Source organism: Bacillus sp. C-3-6, assembly GCF_054509685.1.
On record NZ_JBSSBE010000002.1, the window covers coordinates 220452 to 239570 of the forward strand.

The following is a 19119-nucleotide window of genomic DNA, read 5'->3' on the forward strand; positions in this document are numbered from 1 at the left end:
ACTTAAGGAGCCCTTCTCAAACTTGAACCGTCTTAATTTTATTAATATGTATTGAATTCTCATCCACATCTTATTTTCCCGCGTTATGTAATGTTGGTCAGTGAGAAAAAAAGGTACTCTTTCGAGTACCTTTTTACTATTCTACTTTTAACTTAATTTCTTTACCCGTCATACCACCACTAGCTTTTAAGAAAATTCCTTCAGCATCTTTTGGTATATCAAATACAATTTTACCTGTTTGTGTTAGACCAGGATTCAATTGTTTTAAGAAGAAGTCAGTTTTTCCACCGTTAGCTAAGTCAAAAGATGTTTGACCTTGTGTTGAATATGTGAATTCGCGACCTTTACTATCTACTAATTTAAAGCTGTTAGCATCAACAGTGATAGCGTCTTTTTGATTATTAGTAAGTGTAACTTCTAAAATTTTAAATACACCTTGTGCTTGTTCTTTTGTATATTCATTGCCTACAGAATCTACTGTTTCCATAGATCCTACAGCGATTTTCACATCAGAAGATACCCCTTCTTTTGATACTGCTTTAGTGTCTGTTGAAGTTGTTTCTGTTGAATCTCCGCCACCAGCAACCATAGCAATTATTCCGATTACAAATAAAACTATAATGCCTAGGCATCCAAACTTAAATATTTTTCCCACGTTTGTTCCTCCAATTATGTAAAATTTAAGATTGCAACAGTAATAATAACACATCACATATCTTTATATTGTTATATTATGTCGAATAGAAATAAAAAGATAGTTTGGAAGTTTCAGATTTCATTTCTGTCCTATGACCTATTTTTCCCCCGTATTTCGTCTGTATCTCATATTCATAAAGGTAAATGCGCTATAGTCAAAAATTTTCATCTATTTTTGGTAATTGATTCATGTAAAATTTGTTTGTTGGTACATTACTTCATCTATTTTTTACCATTGTATTATTAGGATATTAAGGTGAAAATAATTATGTATATGGGTTTCGACAATCAGGAAGATTGACAAAGTATTGAGAATTACTGGATTGTCTGGCCAAATTTAAGAATTTAAACAAATGCATTATTAAAAAAAGAACTCTTATGGAAAGATAAGAGTTCTTTAAAAAATGTTGTATTTGAAACCCGTGATGTTTCACAAAAATATTACGTATATGCAATATATGGAGTCAATGAAAATAATAAAGGTGCATATAATCTATATTTTAATTAGTTCAGCCCCTTGGAGGGCGCTCCAAGGGGCTGAGATTCGAGAATTTTTAAACTCTTGTTAATTTATATGAGAACTCATTAAAGAGTACCTATGCAATTTTAACACTTAACCATTCATTTTTACAACTGTATATATAGATTTATATGTTATTAGGTATCATGTTGCGTAACCATAGTTGGTGAGCGAAGGTGAGGAGACAACAGAAGTACTGACTGGACCTACGGAGTATAAATGAGAAGATTCTTGGTTTTCTCCCAACCACCAAACATAAAGCGAGTAGTTAAGAAAGATAGAAAGTTATATGATGCAGGTGCTTTTTTTTAGTTATATAGAAATTATACATTAAACATACTTAAGGAGTCATTTAAGTATAAAGATAATTAATCATACAATGATATGGAAAGGTCTTTTCGAACAAGTTAGTTAATTCAAAGTATATGTATTATTTGGAACCTGTGCGAGGGTGCTTTTTAATTCACATTATTATAAGGACAAGCATATTATGTAATAGGACGAGTTCTTCGTGTCCTATTCAATGCTCAGGATAACCCCGATTCACATTGAGAGCACCGGTAGCGGGGGTGCTCTCTTTTTATTGAAAAATATATTTAAATGTATATAATATGATTATTAAATTTATTTTTCAATATAAGGGGTACAAATTCGATGCGACGTAAAGAGGATTTGTTAAAACAATGGAAGGTGGATCTGCAAGCTGTTCAAGAAGAAAAGAGGATGAAGAAGAAAGCTAAGAATAAAAAATATAGCATTCCTGGTAATACAGCGGGATTCATGAATGGAAAGAATACTTATCGTAAAGAGAATGGGGTATGGAAACAAAGAAGTAAATGACGTGAAGGTAAATAAGTTTAGTTAAGTTTATAGCAAGTATTGTAGGCGCTTCCGTGATCTGGTTGGCGTCTTGTTTGTTGTTAAGGAAAAATAACAAAATCAAAGAATATAAGTACGGGATTAGGAGAAAAAATAATAGTCTTGTCGTTTGCTATAACCTACTAGGAAAAAGAGAATAACAAGATAATAGACAAGTAGTGAGAGGGAATTCCCATTCCCGATTGAAATTATATTGCGAAATCCAAATGCCGTATAGGAAATATTAAGATTATAAATGAAAAAAGAAACATGCTAGTGTCCCAAAAACATAAGTTTTTAAGATTCTACCAGGATATGAATTGCAGGTACATCCCCGTATCGGTATGACGTGGAATATAATGTTCTTGGAACGATAGACAGTAGTTGTCACGGAGAAGTCGGAGTGTTAGTTGTAAACAATGAAGTGCCTAAAGAGGAAAATTATGCAAGATCATGAAATTGAAAGAGGTACTCGTATTGCTAAAGGCGACATAGCTTCGGTGGAAAAAGCTCATTTATAGAAAAAAAGAATGAGGAAAGTGGATTGGATTATTAGCTAAATCCAACCATAATCATTTCTTCATTTTTTATTTCAATTATAAATTTATATTCTTTATCCAATAACCAGAAATAAAAACTGACTGCATCAATATCAACTAGTGATTGGAATACTTTATCAAGATTTGTGCTTATTACAGGGATTTCATAGTTATCCCATAGTATAAAAATTTGTTCATCAGAACCTGGTTTGTTTTCTTTAATAAGGGAAATTAGTTGCTCTTTATTTAAAGCTATTAATTGATTGTCTATCTGTTCCCAATCTATTCTTCCAGAGACAGTTATAGGAAATGAATTTATGAAAGTATTTGCAATTTGTTGGCTTTTATTTTGAGAGAAAATGAGAGTTTCCTCTCCGAGAGATTCAATACATTCATTAAACAAAGGGTTTGTATCATTGCTATTTTTTGTTTTCAGTGCCCGTAACTTTTGTTGCATTTTCCATCGTCTTGAGGATCTGTCACTCATTTTTATCATTCCTTCTACAATTAATTAGGAGTCAGTATAGCATATAGTAACAGTTCTTAGTAAAGAAACTATTAGGCAATTGAAATAAGCCTCTACTTTCACCATATTTAGTTTAAGAATTAGATTGTCCGATTCTTTTGAAACATAACTATAATAATTCAATTTCAATATCATAAGCAACCCAATTATTATATAGAAATACAAATTCAATGACTTGAATTCAATGTTTTGTTACGCTATAAATAGCTTGATTTGTTTTTAACTTAAACATATTAAGAGTACTTAATAATTTTTAGGAGGCTTTTTTGAATGAAGTTATGTAAGGCGAAAACCTGGTTACCATTATCTGCTGCAATGATTACAGTAGTATCAAATCCAGTAGGGACTGCGGCTTCAACGGTTTATACGGTTCAAAAGAATGATACCCTAGAAGCAATAAGTAAACAATATGAGGTGTCCGTACAATCACTTAAACAAGAAAACAATAAAGAAAATGATCAAATTAATATTGGAGAACGTTTAACAATTCCGGTATCGTCAACTGCAAACAAATATGTTCAGAAAAATAATTCACCAGTTTCAACTAATACATATCAAGCAATTTACCAAGTGAAAATTGGGGATACATTAAGTTCTATATCACAACAATATAAGGTTTCAATACAGTCCATAAAACAAAACAATAACGTAGACGAAAATCATATTTTTGTCGGTCAGCACTTAAAGATTGATACTGGTATTTCATTACAAGAAGTGGATTTAATGGCTCGTTTAGTAAATGCAGAAGCAGGAGGAGAACCGCATGCAGGAAAGGTTGCAGTTGCAAAGGTAGTATTAAATCGTGCTAACGCAAATGGTTTTCCAAATACAATTACAGGTGTAATTTATGAACCCATTAAAAATGGTTACGCATTTACTCCTGTTACAGATGGTAGAATTAATCAGCCTGCTACACAGGAAGCAAAAATGGCAGTAGAAGAGGCCCTCACTTCAAAAGGAACAAATTCTGATTGGCTTTATTTCTACAATCCAAGAACCTCGACTGATAAATGGATTACAACACGTCAAACCGTTGCACAAATTGGGAACCATTTGTTTGCTAAATAAAATAATCGTACATTAATAGGTTTCCAATGAGATAAGGAGAGGTTATTTTTGCGTGTAGTTCATTCACTATTAGCAATATTAGCTGTTATATTTTTAATTTGTGGTGTTATTATTCACGAGTATGTATTGGTTTTTTTAGTAGGGATTTGTTACATGGTGATAGTAAGTTTTATAATTTCCAGTATACGTAATTGGAAAGAGAATAGAAAGCGTATTTCTATCGTGTATTTTACTTGTGTATTAATATTATTGCTATTGACAATATATCTTTTGTTTGTCACTTTTTATACACGTTCTTTGGAATTTTAGCACTTTTATATAAGCTAACGCGGCACAAAAATCAAAAAGAATGATGAATTTTTCAAAAAATAATCAGCTCGGATTAACGAGCTGATTATTACATCCAGAAATCCTCAAAGTCTACGCTGTAACCTTTTCTTTTTAAGGCCCTAATTAATTTTTGGCCATTCCCTAATGAAGGTTTGTATGTATTTGAACGAGAAATACGACTAATTGTATTTTGATTTACTCCACTCCATTCCTTTAATTCGGTTTGAGTAATACTATTTCTTTTTAAAAATTTACCAAATCTTGATAATGGTTTCCCCAAGCCAAACATTGTGAACACTCCTATTCATAAATCCTCTATTAATCACATCTTTACCAAAGCATGATTTTTTTAAACAAAAGTGTTAATAATGTACAAGCCCCACGCAATATGATGTATCAAGGTAGCTACTATCGTATCTAGCAAACTTATTACCAAATTAGATACCAAATCAACTAGCATTTGTACTAGCAAAGTATCTACCAAGTTAACAATCAAGATAATGCTATCAAGGTAATAGGCGTATAAACCCTATATTTTATCTAGTTTGTTCATTTTGTTTATAGAGGAGGGCATTTAAATGCGTGGTAGGAAGGAAACAATTTCTTTTCGTGAGTGTATGAATCGATCTTACGAAGAGAAAGAAAAGAAAATATGTAAATACAATTCAGTTAGTCCTTTCGCATTCCTTCATATGTCGGATCAGGTACTACATACTTACATTGCATTAGGAGTAATGGGAACGGTTTTAATAGGGGCAGTCATATTAGAAAAATATTTAGTGCGACATGACCATATATCGGCAGCTAAATTTATAAGTGAAGGTATTTATTACGGCATGCGAATAGGTGGAGTTTGTTTGATTGGATATGTATTTATTCGCATCCTAATCATGTTTTAGGGGGAAGTATATGAGAATGATAAAGAAGTGGCTTCATACAAAAAGGTTAAGGAATCAACTTATAGAGGTATTTGGAAAAGCAGGTCTATATACGGAACATCAAACACGCGGGGGGAAAGTGCCTATTTATCCAAAGATATATAATGTATCTTCTTCAACAGAAAGCGTGAGATATGTATTTACCATACCAAACGGATTAGATCCACAGAAGATTGAAAAGAAGTGGTTTTGTTTTCAGCAAATATTAGGACGGAATATTACGATTGAAGGGGATATGAAAAAGTTTGTCCTACATGTATTTCATTCAAATGCTGGGCTAAAGCCGTATACTTATTGTTATAGAGAATGGCAGCCACAATTAAAAGGTTACGGTTTACCTGTTGTGGTCGGCAGGGACCAATACGGAAAAATGATTGCGTACGACATGATTGGTTCCAATTCACCGCACTTATTAATCGCAGGAGAAACGGGAAGTGGGAAAAGTAGTATGGTACGTGTTGTGCTATCCACACTTATTCAATATATGTCCCCTAATACGTTGCATTTGTATCTTGGTGATTTAAAAAATTCTGAATTTCATTTTTTACGTAGAGTGAAGCATGTAAAAGAAGTTTGTATGGAAGAAATTGAGATGAAAATAATGCTGCAAAAGTTATGGAAGGAAATCAGGGAACGAAGAAAACTTATGGAAGGATATGAAGTTGATCATATTGATGCGTACAACAAATTAAATCCAAATCATCAAAAGCCATATATCCTACTTGCTATCGATGAGGTGGCTATGCTTAAAGATGAAAAAGAGTGTATGGCTACAATTGAAAAGATTTCAGCAGTTGGGCGATCACTTGGGGTTTTTCTTTTGCTTAGTATGCAGAGGCCAGATGCCAAGGTGTTAGATGGTAAGTTAAAACTTAATATGACTGTAAGAATGGGCTTTAAATGTGATAGTGTGATTAATAGTAATATTATGGGTACTCCTGGTTCAGAGTATTTAGAGCAATCTGGACAAATGATTTTTAAACGCAATGGATTAAAGAAAGTGCAAGCTCCTTATTTGGAATTAAGTAAGGCGAAACAAATTGTTGAACCATATCGCATGTCTAAAGGGGAGAAGGTACTCAAGAATTCATCGCAAGTAGAAATGCCGTTATTTGGGGTGTTAGATGATGAAGAGTAGAGATAAAGGAATTCTGAATGATTTGAAGCAATTTAGATGCATGTCCCGAGATGATATTATTGACTTGCATTTTCAAGGCTTAAAGAATGCGATAACCTGCTGTAATACGGTTATGAAACGATTAAGAAGAGACGGCCATGTTGATGCTAACGTATTGCAACACCCATACATTTATTTTCCGCAACCCAGTTCTATCAGAAAAACCAGTCAAAAAATTCCTCATTTCCTTGGTATTGTGGACGTATACAAACAACTTGTTCATTATGAAAATCCTAAGTTATTCAAAGTGGAACCAAAGTATGGGAAGGAATATATGGAGCCGGATGCTTTTACTATATGGCGTAGGTCGCCATTCTTTATTGAAGTTCAAAAGTCAGTGTACAGTAAAAATATAATGCAAGATAAGATAAATAGATATGAGTTATACTTCCATAGCCAAGAATGGCATAATGAATCTTGGCAACCGAAAACTTCTAAATTCTTTCCTTCAATTCTTATCATTACCGACAAATATTACGACGTTCAATCCTCTTATTTCCGTATATTCCAAGCGAATTCTATAGAGAGTTTTATGAATAATTTAGCGGTAAAACCATAAAATAAGCTACTTTTGTTCTGAATTCACAGGATTTTCAAAATCAAAATCTATGGATGTTAATATTTGTTATATAATATACTTGTCAAAGCATTACCCCTGTAGTATCTATGATGAATTTGCAAGTTAGTTTTTTTATCTCGTATATTCACCTTAAACTGAAAAGAACTTGTAGAGATTCCTACAAGTTCTTTTTGTTGCTCTTACAAACACGAAAGTCTCCTTTTTTACTCCCAGTAATTTTACTTAATAAAGATTAACCCTTTATTGAACTACTCCCACTATTACTTCGTATAGAAGAGGGGGAATTAATAAGTAAGGGGGCTCTATCGAATTCCAACTTAGTTAGTAGGTATTCACCATAGTCCTTGTGGTTAGAAGCCTTATCGCTTCATTCTTCCAATTGATACTTACGTTAATATCCCAATTATGATGTATACAATAAGAAGGGTAGTCCCATTTTCGTAGGATTAGATTAGTAACGTCTTGTTTTTAATATCCATAACAAAAACATAATTGATTTGAAGCAAATGTTTCCGATACAATTATGGTTTGTTTGCTATACCATTTCGCTATCAAGCTAACAAAGAGATTAAAAATATTAATGAGGATTTTTTGAAATGGAGGCGCTTTATCAGTAAGAGAAATATGTAATTATGCATATCCATTTCTTATAATGTTTTTATATGCAAAATCCTTTACGTATGCATTATCGATTATATTCAAAATGTCACAGGCCTTGATATGTCTGTAAAAACGTATCAAAATTTTACTTTAAGACACACGGTATATAAATTTTCGATTGGGCAAATTCTTCTTGTTTAGGAAGAGTAAAAACACCTACTATAAAAATTTTCACAACAGAGCCAGATAACGTGATAAAGTATTTATTGCTGTGCATGTAAATATAAAAAAAAGCCTTACAAAATGATGTTTGTAACGGTTTATTTAGCTTATATGATTTTAGGAAATTAATAGCATTTTATGCCGTTATTATTAACCTAGTTACCAAGAAATAGAGGTGAATGTAGGATGACTAAACCTTTTAAAAAAAATAGTCGTTATATGGTTGGGTTGGACAGTCTAAGGGGTCTAGCTATATTAGGTGTTATTTTGTATCATATTAATTTTAATTGGTTACCTGGAGGGTTTTTAGGGGTTACAGTATTTTTTGTACTTTCAGGTTATTTAATTACAGATATTCTAGCCATGGAGTGGAAGAGAAATAAGAGAATTGATTTGAAAAAATTCTGGCTTAGTAGGGCAAGAAGATTGCTTCCAGCAATGCTTGTTATGCTCGTTATAACATTGGCATGGATTACGATTTTTCATAGCTCTTTACTTGAAAAAATGCGCGGAGATTCATTAGCGGCATTATTTTATGTTAGTAACTGGTGGTATATTTATCATAAATTATCGTACTTTGATAATTTTAACCAGATTTCTCCATTAAATCATTTTTGGTCGTTAGCAGTCGAGGAACAATTCTATGTTGTCTGGCCGTTTATTATTAGTTTAGGACTTTACTACATAAAAAAACAATCCCGCATGATTTTATTGATTTGTTTAGGAGCATTTGCTTCAGCTTTAGCAATGGCAAATTTGTATGAACCTGGAGTTGATCCGAGCAGAATATATTATGGTACAGATACGAGGGTCTTTTCCTTACTTATCGGAGCGGTACTTGCCTTAGTTTGGCCAAGCAATAGGCTTGCTAATAAAATTATCCCGAAGGCGCGTTTCATTCTTGATGTAGTGGGGGGCATTGCTCTTATTATTATTTTGGTTATGTTTTGGAAGACCAATCAATATGATCCATTTCTATACAAGGGAGGAATGGTTCTCTTATCAATTGCAACAGCATTGTTAGTGGCAAATCTAGCTCATCCAGCTAGTCGCATTGCTCATTTTTTACGATTTAGACCTTTACGTTGGGTAGGGGTAAGATCGTATGGCATATACCTTTGGCATTATCCAATTCTTACATTAACGACTCCAAAAGTAAATGCTGGGGATTTTTCAATAATAAGAGCAATCTTTCAATTTCTTCTAATAATATTGATTGCGCAAATTTCATGGAAGTTTATCGAAAAACCAATCCGACAAGGTGCGCTTCGGAACATTCAGTTTAAGAACTTAAGACTTCAAAATGTCACTTTAGGTGTTAAGTTAGCTTTAGTTTGTTCATTATTCTTTTCGTCAATAGCAGTTTTAGGGTTATCGAATGTTAGTAAGGCTAAGGAGAATTCTCAAAAAGATAAGGTGGAAGCAGTACAAACACAACCGGCGCCACATCCAGTTGCAGTTTGGGAAAATCCAAATCAAGAGACGCCACTAAATCAAGGGGAATCAAAAGAAGTAAATTCTGCACAACCTAAAAATCCACTCACAGTTACTGCGATAGGCGATTCCGTTATGATTGATATTACTCCGTATTTAAAAAATACTTTTCCTGATATTAAGATTGATGCGCAAATTGGCCGTCAGCTGTCAAAAGCGATTCCAGTAGTTGAACAGTTAAAAAATGAAGGGAATTTAGGAAACTATGTCATTATCGGATTAGGTACAAATGGAGCATTTACTACTGAGCAACTTGTTTCATTAATAAAATTAATTGGAAACGAACGTAAAATAATATTTATTAATACGAGAGTGCCACGTCCGTGGGAATCAATTGTGAACGAGAGACTGAAAGTAACAGTACCTAAATATCCTAATGTAACTCTAGTTGATTGGTATGCAGCAAGTGCTGGAAAGAAAGACTACTTTGCACCTGATGGTGTGCATTTAACCAATATAGGTGCAGAAGCATACGCAGTCCTTGTGGCTAAAGCGGTTAATCAATAATTAATTATATTTTGTCAAATTCTTTTGCAAAGTTAGCTGAAATAAAAAAATCTATGTTTGGAAAAATAAATTTTTGGCATTTAGCAATAATTCCTGTAATTCATAATACATTGAAAAGCGAAGTTTAGTTAAAGACTTCGCTTTTTTGTACGGGACATGAATGGTGTCGATGCCTTTTACTATACATACGGTATAACGAAAATGTTGAATTTCTGTGGTTTTGAAAAAGTGGTTGTCACTTTACATGTTAATAATCCTGTTCTCTTTTAAATGATTTTCTATGATTAAGTAAATATCTCATTTATATACATTGATATAGGTAATTTTGTTATCTTTCCAAAATGTAATGTTGCCGTAATGTTTTTGAATTTTTCTTCAAACGAGAACAGATTAAGATTACAGTATCATAGAAAATCAATGAGGTGAACGATATGAAAAAATATATGGCACTTTTTAGTTTTTTAGTTGTATTTGCAAGTCTACTAGTTGGATGTGATATCAATCGTATGGATAGAGATGGATATTACGTTCAAAGTACAATGGATGGAAAAGAGGGAGTTTCAAAATCTATGGATGGGAAAGTGATGGGAAAGGAGTATGAATATACATTATTGGGTATTGATAAGGAAGGTAAAGAAAAAGAGTTAGAATTTATGGCACAAAAGATTCTTTGTAAAGAAGCATTCCTACGTGTATATCACTCAGAGAAAAAAGGTGTAACAGCTTGGGAGGAAGTGCAGGGAGACGAGCTTCCTAGGAAAGTGAAAGAAATGTTAGGTGTAAAATAATTATTTATCTGTGCAGGCGGATTCTCTTACATAGAGGGTTAGCCGTTTGTTTGTGCTTATTTATATTAAGAAACGCATGCTTAGGTTGGCTTTAGAATTGATTGTAATTATTAGTTAATCGATATCATAAATGTATTAACGAATGACTTGTAGAGGCAATCATATATATTGGTTTAAAAACATATCGTTCATTTGATTGCACTATATGTGCATCTGGAAGAGAAGAAGGGATTTTATCAAATATGTAGCGTGACGGGCGGAATTAAATTCTTAAGATACCTATAGTAGGTAACTAAATAGCGTTAATGCTATAACGAAATTAAATATTTTAGTGGTAAAGATTTAATAGATAGGAAAAGAAGATAATTTTAGCTAAGAATAGGGTGAATTTAATCTAAAAGAACTAAATTAGATATATTTCTAATCTAGTTCTTTCTTTGTAATTATTTACATATTTCTATCTTTAAAATTATCATATAATAACTTTAAAGGTTATTATATGATAATTCACTACGTCGGCTTTTTAAATATTCATCAATAAATAATTGAATATCAAAATCACCAGGTAGAGAATAGTTCTTTTCGTCATATAATACACAAGAATTATTTTCCAATGAGTAGTACTTATGTATTAGGTATTTATAATATGATTTCTCGGCAGATTTTTTACCTAAGTTATACCATATACTAAAAGTGTTTGAGTTTATAGTTTTTAAAAATACACAATAAAAATAAATAGCCTCAGTATAGTAATAATGTATATGTTTCAAATGGTCTATTGCTTGCTCGAATAAATTAATTTTAACATCAACATTTTCTTCTAATATTGCTAACATCAAATTTTTTAATCCCATTGTATAAGTGTTAGTCACAACTAGTTTTTCTATAATTTCTTTTTTTGCAAATCCCATTTTTGTTTTTAAATAATTTGATTGCATTATTTCCATGTGCCTCTTGTTAAAAATATCGTTTTGGATATATTCATCAATTTCTTCAATAGTAAGTATCCCTAGATTATATTTAGATTCAAAATAAAAGAAATCTTTTGGTACATTTTTTTCTTTTTGTAATTGTATTACATGGTTAAATGAACCTAGACACATTAAAGATATACCAAAATCTATTATTTCATAATGTTTCCTTTTATGCATAAATTTAATTGCATCAAAGTGATATCCTTCCGTTGCATAAATACTTAGCACTTTTACAATTATTTCTGAGTTAGTAATTTCAATTGTGTTTATATCTAAGGTATCTAATCGTTCTAACATTTTTTTTTCTTTTAAATATTCAAAGGGTTTATCAAGGTCTTTTTCATAGTAATAACTTGCTAGTAATAAAACCTCTTTTAATAATTCTCCATTGGGTACGTTCTTAAATATTCTGGTACACTCATGGAATTGGTTTGTTATTTTACTCATACTACCTATCAATTGGGCGAAAGGTATGAGAGATACAATATAAGTAATTAGTTGAGTGTCATCTATTCCAGTTTCTTCAATATAACTAAGGCTTTTTATGAAGTTATCCTCGAATTTGTCATATATTTTTAAAGCCTGATTTGTTTGACCAGCTCGTTTTTTTTCTATAAGTATAGTAAGTAAATAAAGGTTGTAGTTATAAGCGTTTTTAAAGTATCCTATTTTCTCATCCGCATTCCTTTGATTTAAATGGAAATCTGCAAACCTCCCTATAATAGATTGGAGCGTAAGGTGTCCATTGTTAATTTCGATTAGGGATTTATCTTCTAATCGTTTTAGTTCTTTATTTGTAATCTTATATGTTTTATTTTTAAAGAATTCTTTAAAAGATTCCATTTGTATCCCATTAGGAAATAAAGATAGAATCTCAAACGTTAATTGCTCTTTAGGAGGCAATTTAGCATATGAATAATAGATAGACTGGTAAAGTGATCCCGATCTCTCAATATTTTCATCAGAGGGAGAGTGAAAGATCTCTTCATAATTTGTATTAGTTGCCTTAAAGAAATTTGACCGAAGTTCACCTCGTAATGCAGACATATCGGTAAACTTCGGTAAATTTTTAGTGACAATTTTAATAGCTAAAGGATTATTATTTAATAATTTTTCTAGAATATCTTCCTGTAGAATCCTTCTTTCTATTGTGCTATTTAAATCGTTGGAATAAAGGTTTTGAAAAAGATTGAAGGCTTCTTCTCGAGTAAAGTTACGTAATTCATGCTTTTCTTCAAATTCAAAACCAGCCCATTCTCGAGACGTAATTACTATTGTTACAAAATTACAGATAAATGTTATTAACTGCTTTATATCCGAGTTGTCATTTAAATCCAGTAATGTTTCAAAATTATCTAGAATTATCAATGAATCTTTTCTCAACTCATAATTCCGCATATGTTCCTCAAAGTTAATTGCTTCTTCTAAATTAAAGATTTTAGCTATATTCCTCTTAAAAGTTCGAAAATCACTAATAGCCTCACAATCAATAAAGTGTATTCCATCTATAAAGTAGCCACGATCAAAGAACTCTAATGCTATCTTCTTTATAATAGTAGTTTTTCCTATTCCTCCAGAGCCTTTTATTGTAAGGATTCTATCTGATAAATTTAATAATTTTCTAGTTATATCAATAATATCAGTTTTTCTGCCCACAAAATTAGATAGGTTTTTTCGTTCTATACTGCTAGATAATCTGGATAATTCGGTTGTTTTATTTATTTTTGCGTTACTTAATTTAATTTGAGTGATGGAGAATTTATTTTCATTAAATAGTTGAATGTATGAAAGATCATGTAGTTTACAAGCTTTTTTAAATAGTTTAAATAGAAAAGAGTTTAAATTATCTTGATATTCTAAGATAGCCAAAGGTATTGTAATTTTATCGGTATTATAAAATTTAGTATTTTTATCTATAAACACAAATACTCCAGAATTATCGGTGGAACCAAATTGATCTTCTAGTTGCTCTAAAGAAATTAATGTCCCTTTAAAATATTCATCTTCTAGTATTATTTTATTTTGTATTTTTTGTGTAAAGATAAAAACATAATTATAGCCCTCTAATTCATTTAACCGTTCTATAGAAAGGTAATATACATCAATAACTACATTATATTTCTTAAAACATTTTAAGATGTTATCCCTCTTATAGAATAATTCCATATCTAAAGGTGAAGAGAATAATAGAGCAATTTTAGGGATTATTTCTATAGAAACTTCTGAAGTATTTTTCTGCTGAATCTTTTTTGAATCAGGAATGGATATTCCATTTGTTTCGTTACTTATTTTTTTTTTTTTAGTTCATTATATAGTTTATCTAGAAATAACGGTATTTCATCATGATTTTTTAATTGTATTTTTTTTATATTGTAATTCGAAAAATCTTTATCATTCATAGTTAGGATGTAACCTTTTTCTTGATATCCTTGATAAATAGAGTTTATATATCCAAATAGATTACTAATGTATGGATCTTCCATGCTAAATCCGATAAATACAACTACATTATTAGTTATAATATTTTTTAATGCTTCTAATGCCGCGTTATTATTTTCATATAATTTAGTATAATCCTCTCTTAAAAGTACGCAATTTCCAGGGTCTAAATAGTCACCATGTATTTTATAGATGAATGAATTGGATTGAGATAACTGAGCAATTTTATGTGTATTTGTTGTTAGAGTAGATGGAATTGTATCATCTATAGCCTTTTCTAATAGCTGATCATAATTAGTCGTAATGATTTTTTTTGAAATTTTAAAAATTTTTTTGTGTTTTGCTAAGGCATCTTTTCCGTTAGCTGTGTATTGGAATTCATGTTCTATTGTTGCTGCAATAGTTCTTTTTTCTTCTTTTATGTAATCTAAAATATCTAATAAGGGCATTTTTCCATTTTTTAATAACTTTAAATATGGTTCATAGTCTTGATCATTATAGATGGCATCTTCTAAAATTTTTTCAACTAAACCTTTCCAGTCTGGATAACCGAAATCTTTTGAAAATCCAGATCCAATAAAGAAAACAAGATTTCCTTTATGTGCACTATCAATGATTGGATTTGGTATATTAATTCCCATAAAACTCCACCTTTTGCATTTTTATATTTATATTAACATATTATAATGTCAATTTCTTCTTTTAATGATGAGGAAAAAATTAAGGGATTTCAGTACGAGAAAATATCACTGAATACGATTGAAGTAGAAATAAATAGTTGTTATTAAACTGGATAATAGGTAAGACGATAGATGTTGAACATAAAGGGTGGGAACTATAAGAGAAAAGTTAAAAATAGAGAATTGAGCATTTTTAGGGGATTTTGATAATAAGTAGGTGTACAGGGTTATACGTTTAAACAGATATAAATGGAACTAAAGTCAGAATCTTTAATGGATTACTTATATTTTTACTTTCAAAATGATTTATTAGTTTGTTCAGTTATATTGTTTAGGTGCTTGTATAGGGACTATGACGTTCAATCTCTTTAATTTGGTATATTTAATGCGGATTCTATAGAAAGTTGTATGAATATTTTAATGTTGAAATTATAAAGAGTGCCTGAATAATGCAGAGCTTTTTTAGTAATGTATTAAGCCATGCGTGATGATAATTGTTAGAAGGCAATAAATGCGAAGAGTGAATTTGAAGCAAATTATGAAATAGTAAAAAAAAATGAAGAAGTAATTGTTTAAATAATGTTTAGTGGCTAAGCGAATATCTCATTTATAAACATGGATAGAGGTAATTTTGTTATCTTTCGAAAATGTAATGTTGACGTAATGTTTTTGAATTTCTCTTCAAACGAACACAGATTAAGATTATAGTAACATAGAAAATCAATGAGGTGAACAATATGAAAAAATATATGGCACTTTTTAGCCTTTTAGTTGTATTTGCAAGTCTGCTAGTTGGGTGTGATATCAATCGTATGGGTAAAGATGAATATTACGTTCAAATTACAATGGATGGAAAAGAGGGAGTTTCAAAATCTATGGATGGGAAAGTGATGGGAAAGGAGTATGAATATACATTATCGGGTTTTGATAAGGAAGGTAAAGAAAAAGAGTTAGAATTTATGGCACAAAAGAATCTTCGTAAAGAAGCATTCCTACGTGTATATCACTCAGAGAAAAAAGGTGTAACAGCTTGGGAGGAAGTGCAGGAAGACGAGCTTCCTAAGAAAGCAAAAGAAAAACTAGGTGTGAAATAATCATTTATTTGTGATGGTGGATTCTCCTACGTGGAGGGTTCGCCGTTTTTTTATTATATGTTATGTTGTAGTTTTTTATATAAAGCATATTGAAAAAATAAGGTAAATCTTCCGGAATGAGATCTCCATAATTAATAATTTGTACGTTAACCTTTCCGTTATTACTAAATCCATTTATATCAACGATTTGTCCCACATATCCCGTTGTACCAATATCTTTTAAAGTACGTATAAAAAATGCCCTTTATCTTATCTTTATCTTATCTTTACTCTATCTTTAAACTTTTATATTAAACTTAAAACCTTAAAGTATTGATGTTTGAGTCTAAAAAGGGCGGGAGATAGATGTCCATTACATAGTTTGTAAATAACAAATTACCCTTGAAAAATTGAATTTTTATACGAGGAGGAATATATGAAGGATACAAGTAAAAAACAAATTATAAGAGTGTTCCTTATTAGTATTTTAGGCTTAGGAATACTAGTTGGAATGCTATATTTTAATCATAAAACCAATATTCAACAAAATAAAGCGCTAGCCACCGAAAAACGTGTATTGCAATATGAATCTACCTTGAAAAAAGAATTAGAAAAATATAATTTAGGAGAGAAAACAGCAGTTTTATTAGGAATTATGTACCAAGAGAGTAGAGGTGAGGGAAACGATCCTATGCAGTCATCCGAATCACTTGGATTAAAGCCAAATGAAATTCAAGAGACAAGCTTGAGCATTGAACAAGGGGTAAAACACTTTGCTAAAATGTACAAATATGGAACGGACAAGGATGTTAGCATGGATACAATTATTCAAAGCTATAATATGGGGCCAGGGTATATTGATTTTGTTGCTAGTCAAGAAGTTAAACAACACTCGGAGGATTCAGCCAAAAAGTTTTCTAAGATAAAAGTTGATCAAAATCCAGCGATGTATACTTGTGGTGGAAATAAAAATAATTTTAGGTATCCATATTGTTATGGTGATTTCACATATGCCACAAAGGTAAATGAAAAAACAAAGCTTATTGAAGAACTTCTTCGAAATGTACATAGCTCTTCTAAATAAGTTGCAGAATGAAATATAGTGATACTCAGTTATTAACAATAATATCTAAGAAAAAACTACTTCTTTTCTTAATTCACATAATTTTCAAAAATAAATCCCATAGATGTTAATATTTGTTATATAATATATTTATCAAAGTATTACCCCTAAAGCTTCTACAGTCAAGCTGTAAGATAGTTTGTTTGGCCCGTATATTCACCTTAAAACAAAAAGAACTTGTGGAGATTCCTACAAGTTCTTTTTGTTTTAAGGGTTAAAAGTGGATTTTAAATATAGTTGCAATTTTTTGAGGGGGAAAAGTAAATGTTTATAAAAACAGAAAGATTATTAATACGAAAATTTGAGTTCAAAGATTGGCAAGTTGTTCATGAGTATACATCAGATATCAATGTTATGAAATACATACCTGAAGGGGTTTTTACTGAAGAAGATACAAGGAACTTTGTGAATGAAAACATTGGTAAAAGCGCTAAGAACTTTCCTGTGGTATTAATAGATGAAAATATCCTAATTGGTCATATTGTTTTTCATAAATATTTTGGTGAGCATACATATGAGATTGGTTGGGTGTTCAATCCTAAATATTTCAATAAAGGATATGCTTCTGAAGCAGCACAAGCTACATTGGAATATGGGTTTAAGGAATTGAAGTTACATAGAATTATAGCTACATGTCAGCCACAGAATATACCATCATATCGAGTGATGGAGAAGATTGGAATGAGAAGAGAAGGCTATTTCAGGAAGTGTATACCACATGGGAATGAATGGTGGGATGAATATTATTACGCTATTTTAGAAGAAGAGTAGTGTTTTAGAACGCATTATTTAAATTGAAGCTCCTATCTCTAAAGAGGCAAGTTGACTAACATTAGTAGGATTCTTGTTACCAAAGGCGAAGTCCATTTCTGCTATGGCTGACATGCAAGACCATGGTGTCCCATTACCACTCTCGTGATTACCCTTATGCATTCTTAAAATATAGAATATTAGAAATATATTATGGTAAAATGTGTATAAGTATAAATTATTAAATAGATTGGAGAATACTAGAATGAAAGTACAATTACTAAGAGTAGGGATATTGTCTTGCTTCATGATATTTTGTTGGTTCTATGAAGATGTCTCTGCTGCATCTACGTGTGAGCCATTTGGTGAAATTAAGCCAAACCAAAATCCCTCTCGTCAGCACATAAATTGCCTACTAACGAACGCAGCATTAAAAGAAAATGTTCCTCCTGAAGTTATAAAAGCAGTAGCTACACAAGAAAGTGGATGGAAACAATTTGATGGAAACGGCCAGCCAATAATAGCGCAAGACGGTGGAATTGGGATTATGCAAATTACCAATCAACCTCAGTTCGATCAACAAAAGTTAAAATATGATATTAATTATAATATTGAAGCAGGTGTTAAAGTTCTTCATAGTATGTATCAGCGAACAGATCTTCCTAAGGTAAAAGCTGCTGGACCAGAAGTAATCGAAAACTGGTACTTCTCCGTTATGGCTTATAATGGAACAAAACCTGCAAACAGTCCTTTGTATAAAGCTACTGGTCAAAAAAATTTAAACGCTTATCAGGAAAAAGTATTTTCTATTCTAGAACAATACAGTTTTTTAAATGATACAAAATTGGGTCAGTTTCCTTTCAGTACAGCTGATTTCGAATATGATCCTAACACGAGCACAAATATTATATTTAAAAAGAAGGAGTACACACTAACAAATCTACATTCTTCTATCTATCACCTAAAAACAGGTGATCAAGTACTTGTAACAAGAGATGGCGTAAATTTAAGATCTAAACCTACTTCCGCTTCAAGTGGGAAACCGTTAAGTAAAAATACCAACTTGATTATTCAAGGAAACGCTGCATATGATGAATCTGTAGATAGTAGCAATCAGTTTGTATGGTATCCAGTTAAAACTGCAGATCAAAAACTAGTAGGTTATATTTCTTCTGCATATATTATGAAAAAATTATAATTTAAAATCAAACGGTGAAGATAATCACTGATAAAGATA

The 19119-nt window shown here is 31.2% G+C and carries 16 protein-coding genes; 11 read left to right on the forward strand and 5 right to left on the reverse strand.

Going from position 1 to position 19119, the window contains the following annotated elements; genetic code table 11:
• Positions 1–136: 136 nt before the first annotated feature.
• Positions 137–655 (reverse strand): DUF4352 domain-containing protein, encoded by a 519-nt coding sequence (locus ACW0JX_RS27925; protein WP_000516011.1) that lies wholly within the window; start codon positions 653–655, stop codon positions 137–139.
• A gap of 1215 nt (positions 656–1870) precedes the next feature.
• On the opposite strand from ACW0JX_RS27925, the gene ACW0JX_RS27930 reads away from it, so the two are divergent.
• Positions 1871–2056: a hypothetical protein gene (locus ACW0JX_RS27930; protein ID WP_001253021.1), complete on the forward strand. Its 186-nt coding sequence runs from the start codon at positions 1871–1873 to the stop codon at positions 2054–2056.
• 570 nt (positions 2057–2626) lie between these two features.
• On the opposite strand, the gene ACW0JX_RS27935 is transcribed toward ACW0JX_RS27930, so the two are convergent.
• Complete coding sequence (locus tag ACW0JX_RS27935) at positions 2627–3100, reverse strand: CDI toxin immunity protein (protein WP_459245962.1); 474 nt, start codon at positions 3098–3100, stop codon at positions 2627–2629.
• A gap of 309 nt (positions 3101–3409) precedes the next feature.
• Between ACW0JX_RS27935 and ACW0JX_RS27940 the strand changes: the two genes are divergently transcribed.
• Positions 3410–4207: a cell wall hydrolase gene (locus ACW0JX_RS27940; RefSeq protein WP_459245963.1), complete on the forward strand. Its 798-nt coding sequence runs from the start codon at positions 3410–3412 to the stop codon at positions 4205–4207.
• A gap of 397 nt (positions 4208–4604) precedes the next feature.
• Here the strand turns inward: ACW0JX_RS27940 and ACW0JX_RS27945 are convergent, their stop codons facing one another.
• Positions 4605–4826 (reverse strand): helix-turn-helix domain-containing protein, encoded by a 222-nt coding sequence (locus ACW0JX_RS27945; protein ID WP_000467343.1) that lies wholly within the window; start codon positions 4824–4826, stop codon positions 4605–4607.
• Positions 4827–5115: 289 nt separating this feature from the next.
• Between ACW0JX_RS27945 and ACW0JX_RS27950 the strand changes: the two genes are divergently transcribed.
• The 5 genes from ACW0JX_RS27950 to ACW0JX_RS27970 all read left to right on the forward strand — a co-directional run bounded on the left by ACW0JX_RS27950 (position 5116) and on the right by ACW0JX_RS27970 (position 10843).
• A complete protein-coding gene (locus ACW0JX_RS27950) occupies positions 5116–5436 on the forward strand; it encodes a hypothetical protein (protein ID WP_459245964.1) in 321 nt (106 codons plus the stop codon).
• A gap of 10 nt (positions 5437–5446) precedes the next feature.
• Complete coding sequence (locus ACW0JX_RS27955; protein WP_459245965.1) at positions 5447–6613, forward strand: FtsK/SpoIIIE domain-containing protein; 1167 nt, start codon at positions 5447–5449, stop codon at positions 6611–6613.
• Between the two features lie 22 nt (positions 6614–6635).
• Entirely contained in the window at positions 6636–7211 is a 576-nt protein-coding gene (locus tag ACW0JX_RS27960) for a replication-relaxation family protein (RefSeq protein WP_459245967.1), read from the forward strand.
• Between the two features lie 1029 nt (positions 7212–8240).
• Positions 8241–10055, forward strand: a complete 1815-nt coding sequence (locus tag ACW0JX_RS27965) for an acyltransferase family protein (RefSeq protein WP_459245802.1) — start codon at positions 8241–8243, stop codon at positions 10053–10055.
• 431 nt (positions 10056–10486) lie between these two features.
• Positions 10487–10843, forward strand: coding sequence for a YxeA family protein (locus tag ACW0JX_RS27970; protein WP_459245803.1), 357 nt, complete (start codon positions 10487–10489; stop codon positions 10841–10843).
• Between the two features lie 485 nt (positions 10844–11328).
• On the opposite strand, the gene ACW0JX_RS27975 is transcribed toward ACW0JX_RS27970, so the two are convergent.
• Positions 11329–13983, reverse strand: coding sequence for an NB-ARC domain-containing protein (locus ACW0JX_RS27975; protein ID WP_459245804.1), 2655 nt, complete (start codon positions 13981–13983; stop codon positions 11329–11331).
• A gap of 119 nt (positions 13984–14102) precedes the next feature.
• Positions 14103–14897, reverse strand: coding sequence for an SIR2 family protein (locus ACW0JX_RS27980; RefSeq protein ID WP_459245805.1), 795 nt, complete (start codon positions 14895–14897; stop codon positions 14103–14105).
• A gap of 776 nt (positions 14898–15673) precedes the next feature.
• Between ACW0JX_RS27980 and ACW0JX_RS27985 the strand changes: the two genes are divergently transcribed.
• The 4 genes from ACW0JX_RS27985 (at position 15674) to ACW0JX_RS28000 (ending at position 19080) form a co-directional block, all read left to right on the forward strand.
• Positions 15674–16030, forward strand: a complete 357-nt coding sequence (locus tag ACW0JX_RS27985; protein WP_098169056.1) for a YxeA family protein — start codon at positions 15674–15676, stop codon at positions 16028–16030.
• Between the two features lie 415 nt (positions 16031–16445).
• Positions 16446–17093 (forward strand): lysozyme family protein, encoded by a 648-nt coding sequence (locus ACW0JX_RS27990; RefSeq protein ID WP_459245806.1) that lies wholly within the window; start codon positions 16446–16448, stop codon positions 17091–17093.
• Between the two features lie 303 nt (positions 17094–17396).
• Positions 17397–17903, forward strand: a complete 507-nt coding sequence (locus tag ACW0JX_RS27995) for a GNAT family N-acetyltransferase (RefSeq protein ID WP_071731702.1) — start codon at positions 17397–17399, stop codon at positions 17901–17903.
• Positions 17904–18147: 244 nt separating this feature from the next.
• Positions 18148–19080 carry a transglycosylase SLT domain-containing protein gene (locus tag ACW0JX_RS28000; protein WP_459245807.1) on the forward strand — a complete coding sequence of 311 codons (933 nt, stop codon included), beginning with the start codon at positions 18148–18150 and terminating at the stop codon, positions 19078–19080.
• The last annotated feature ends 39 nt before the right edge of the window (positions 19081–19119 follow it).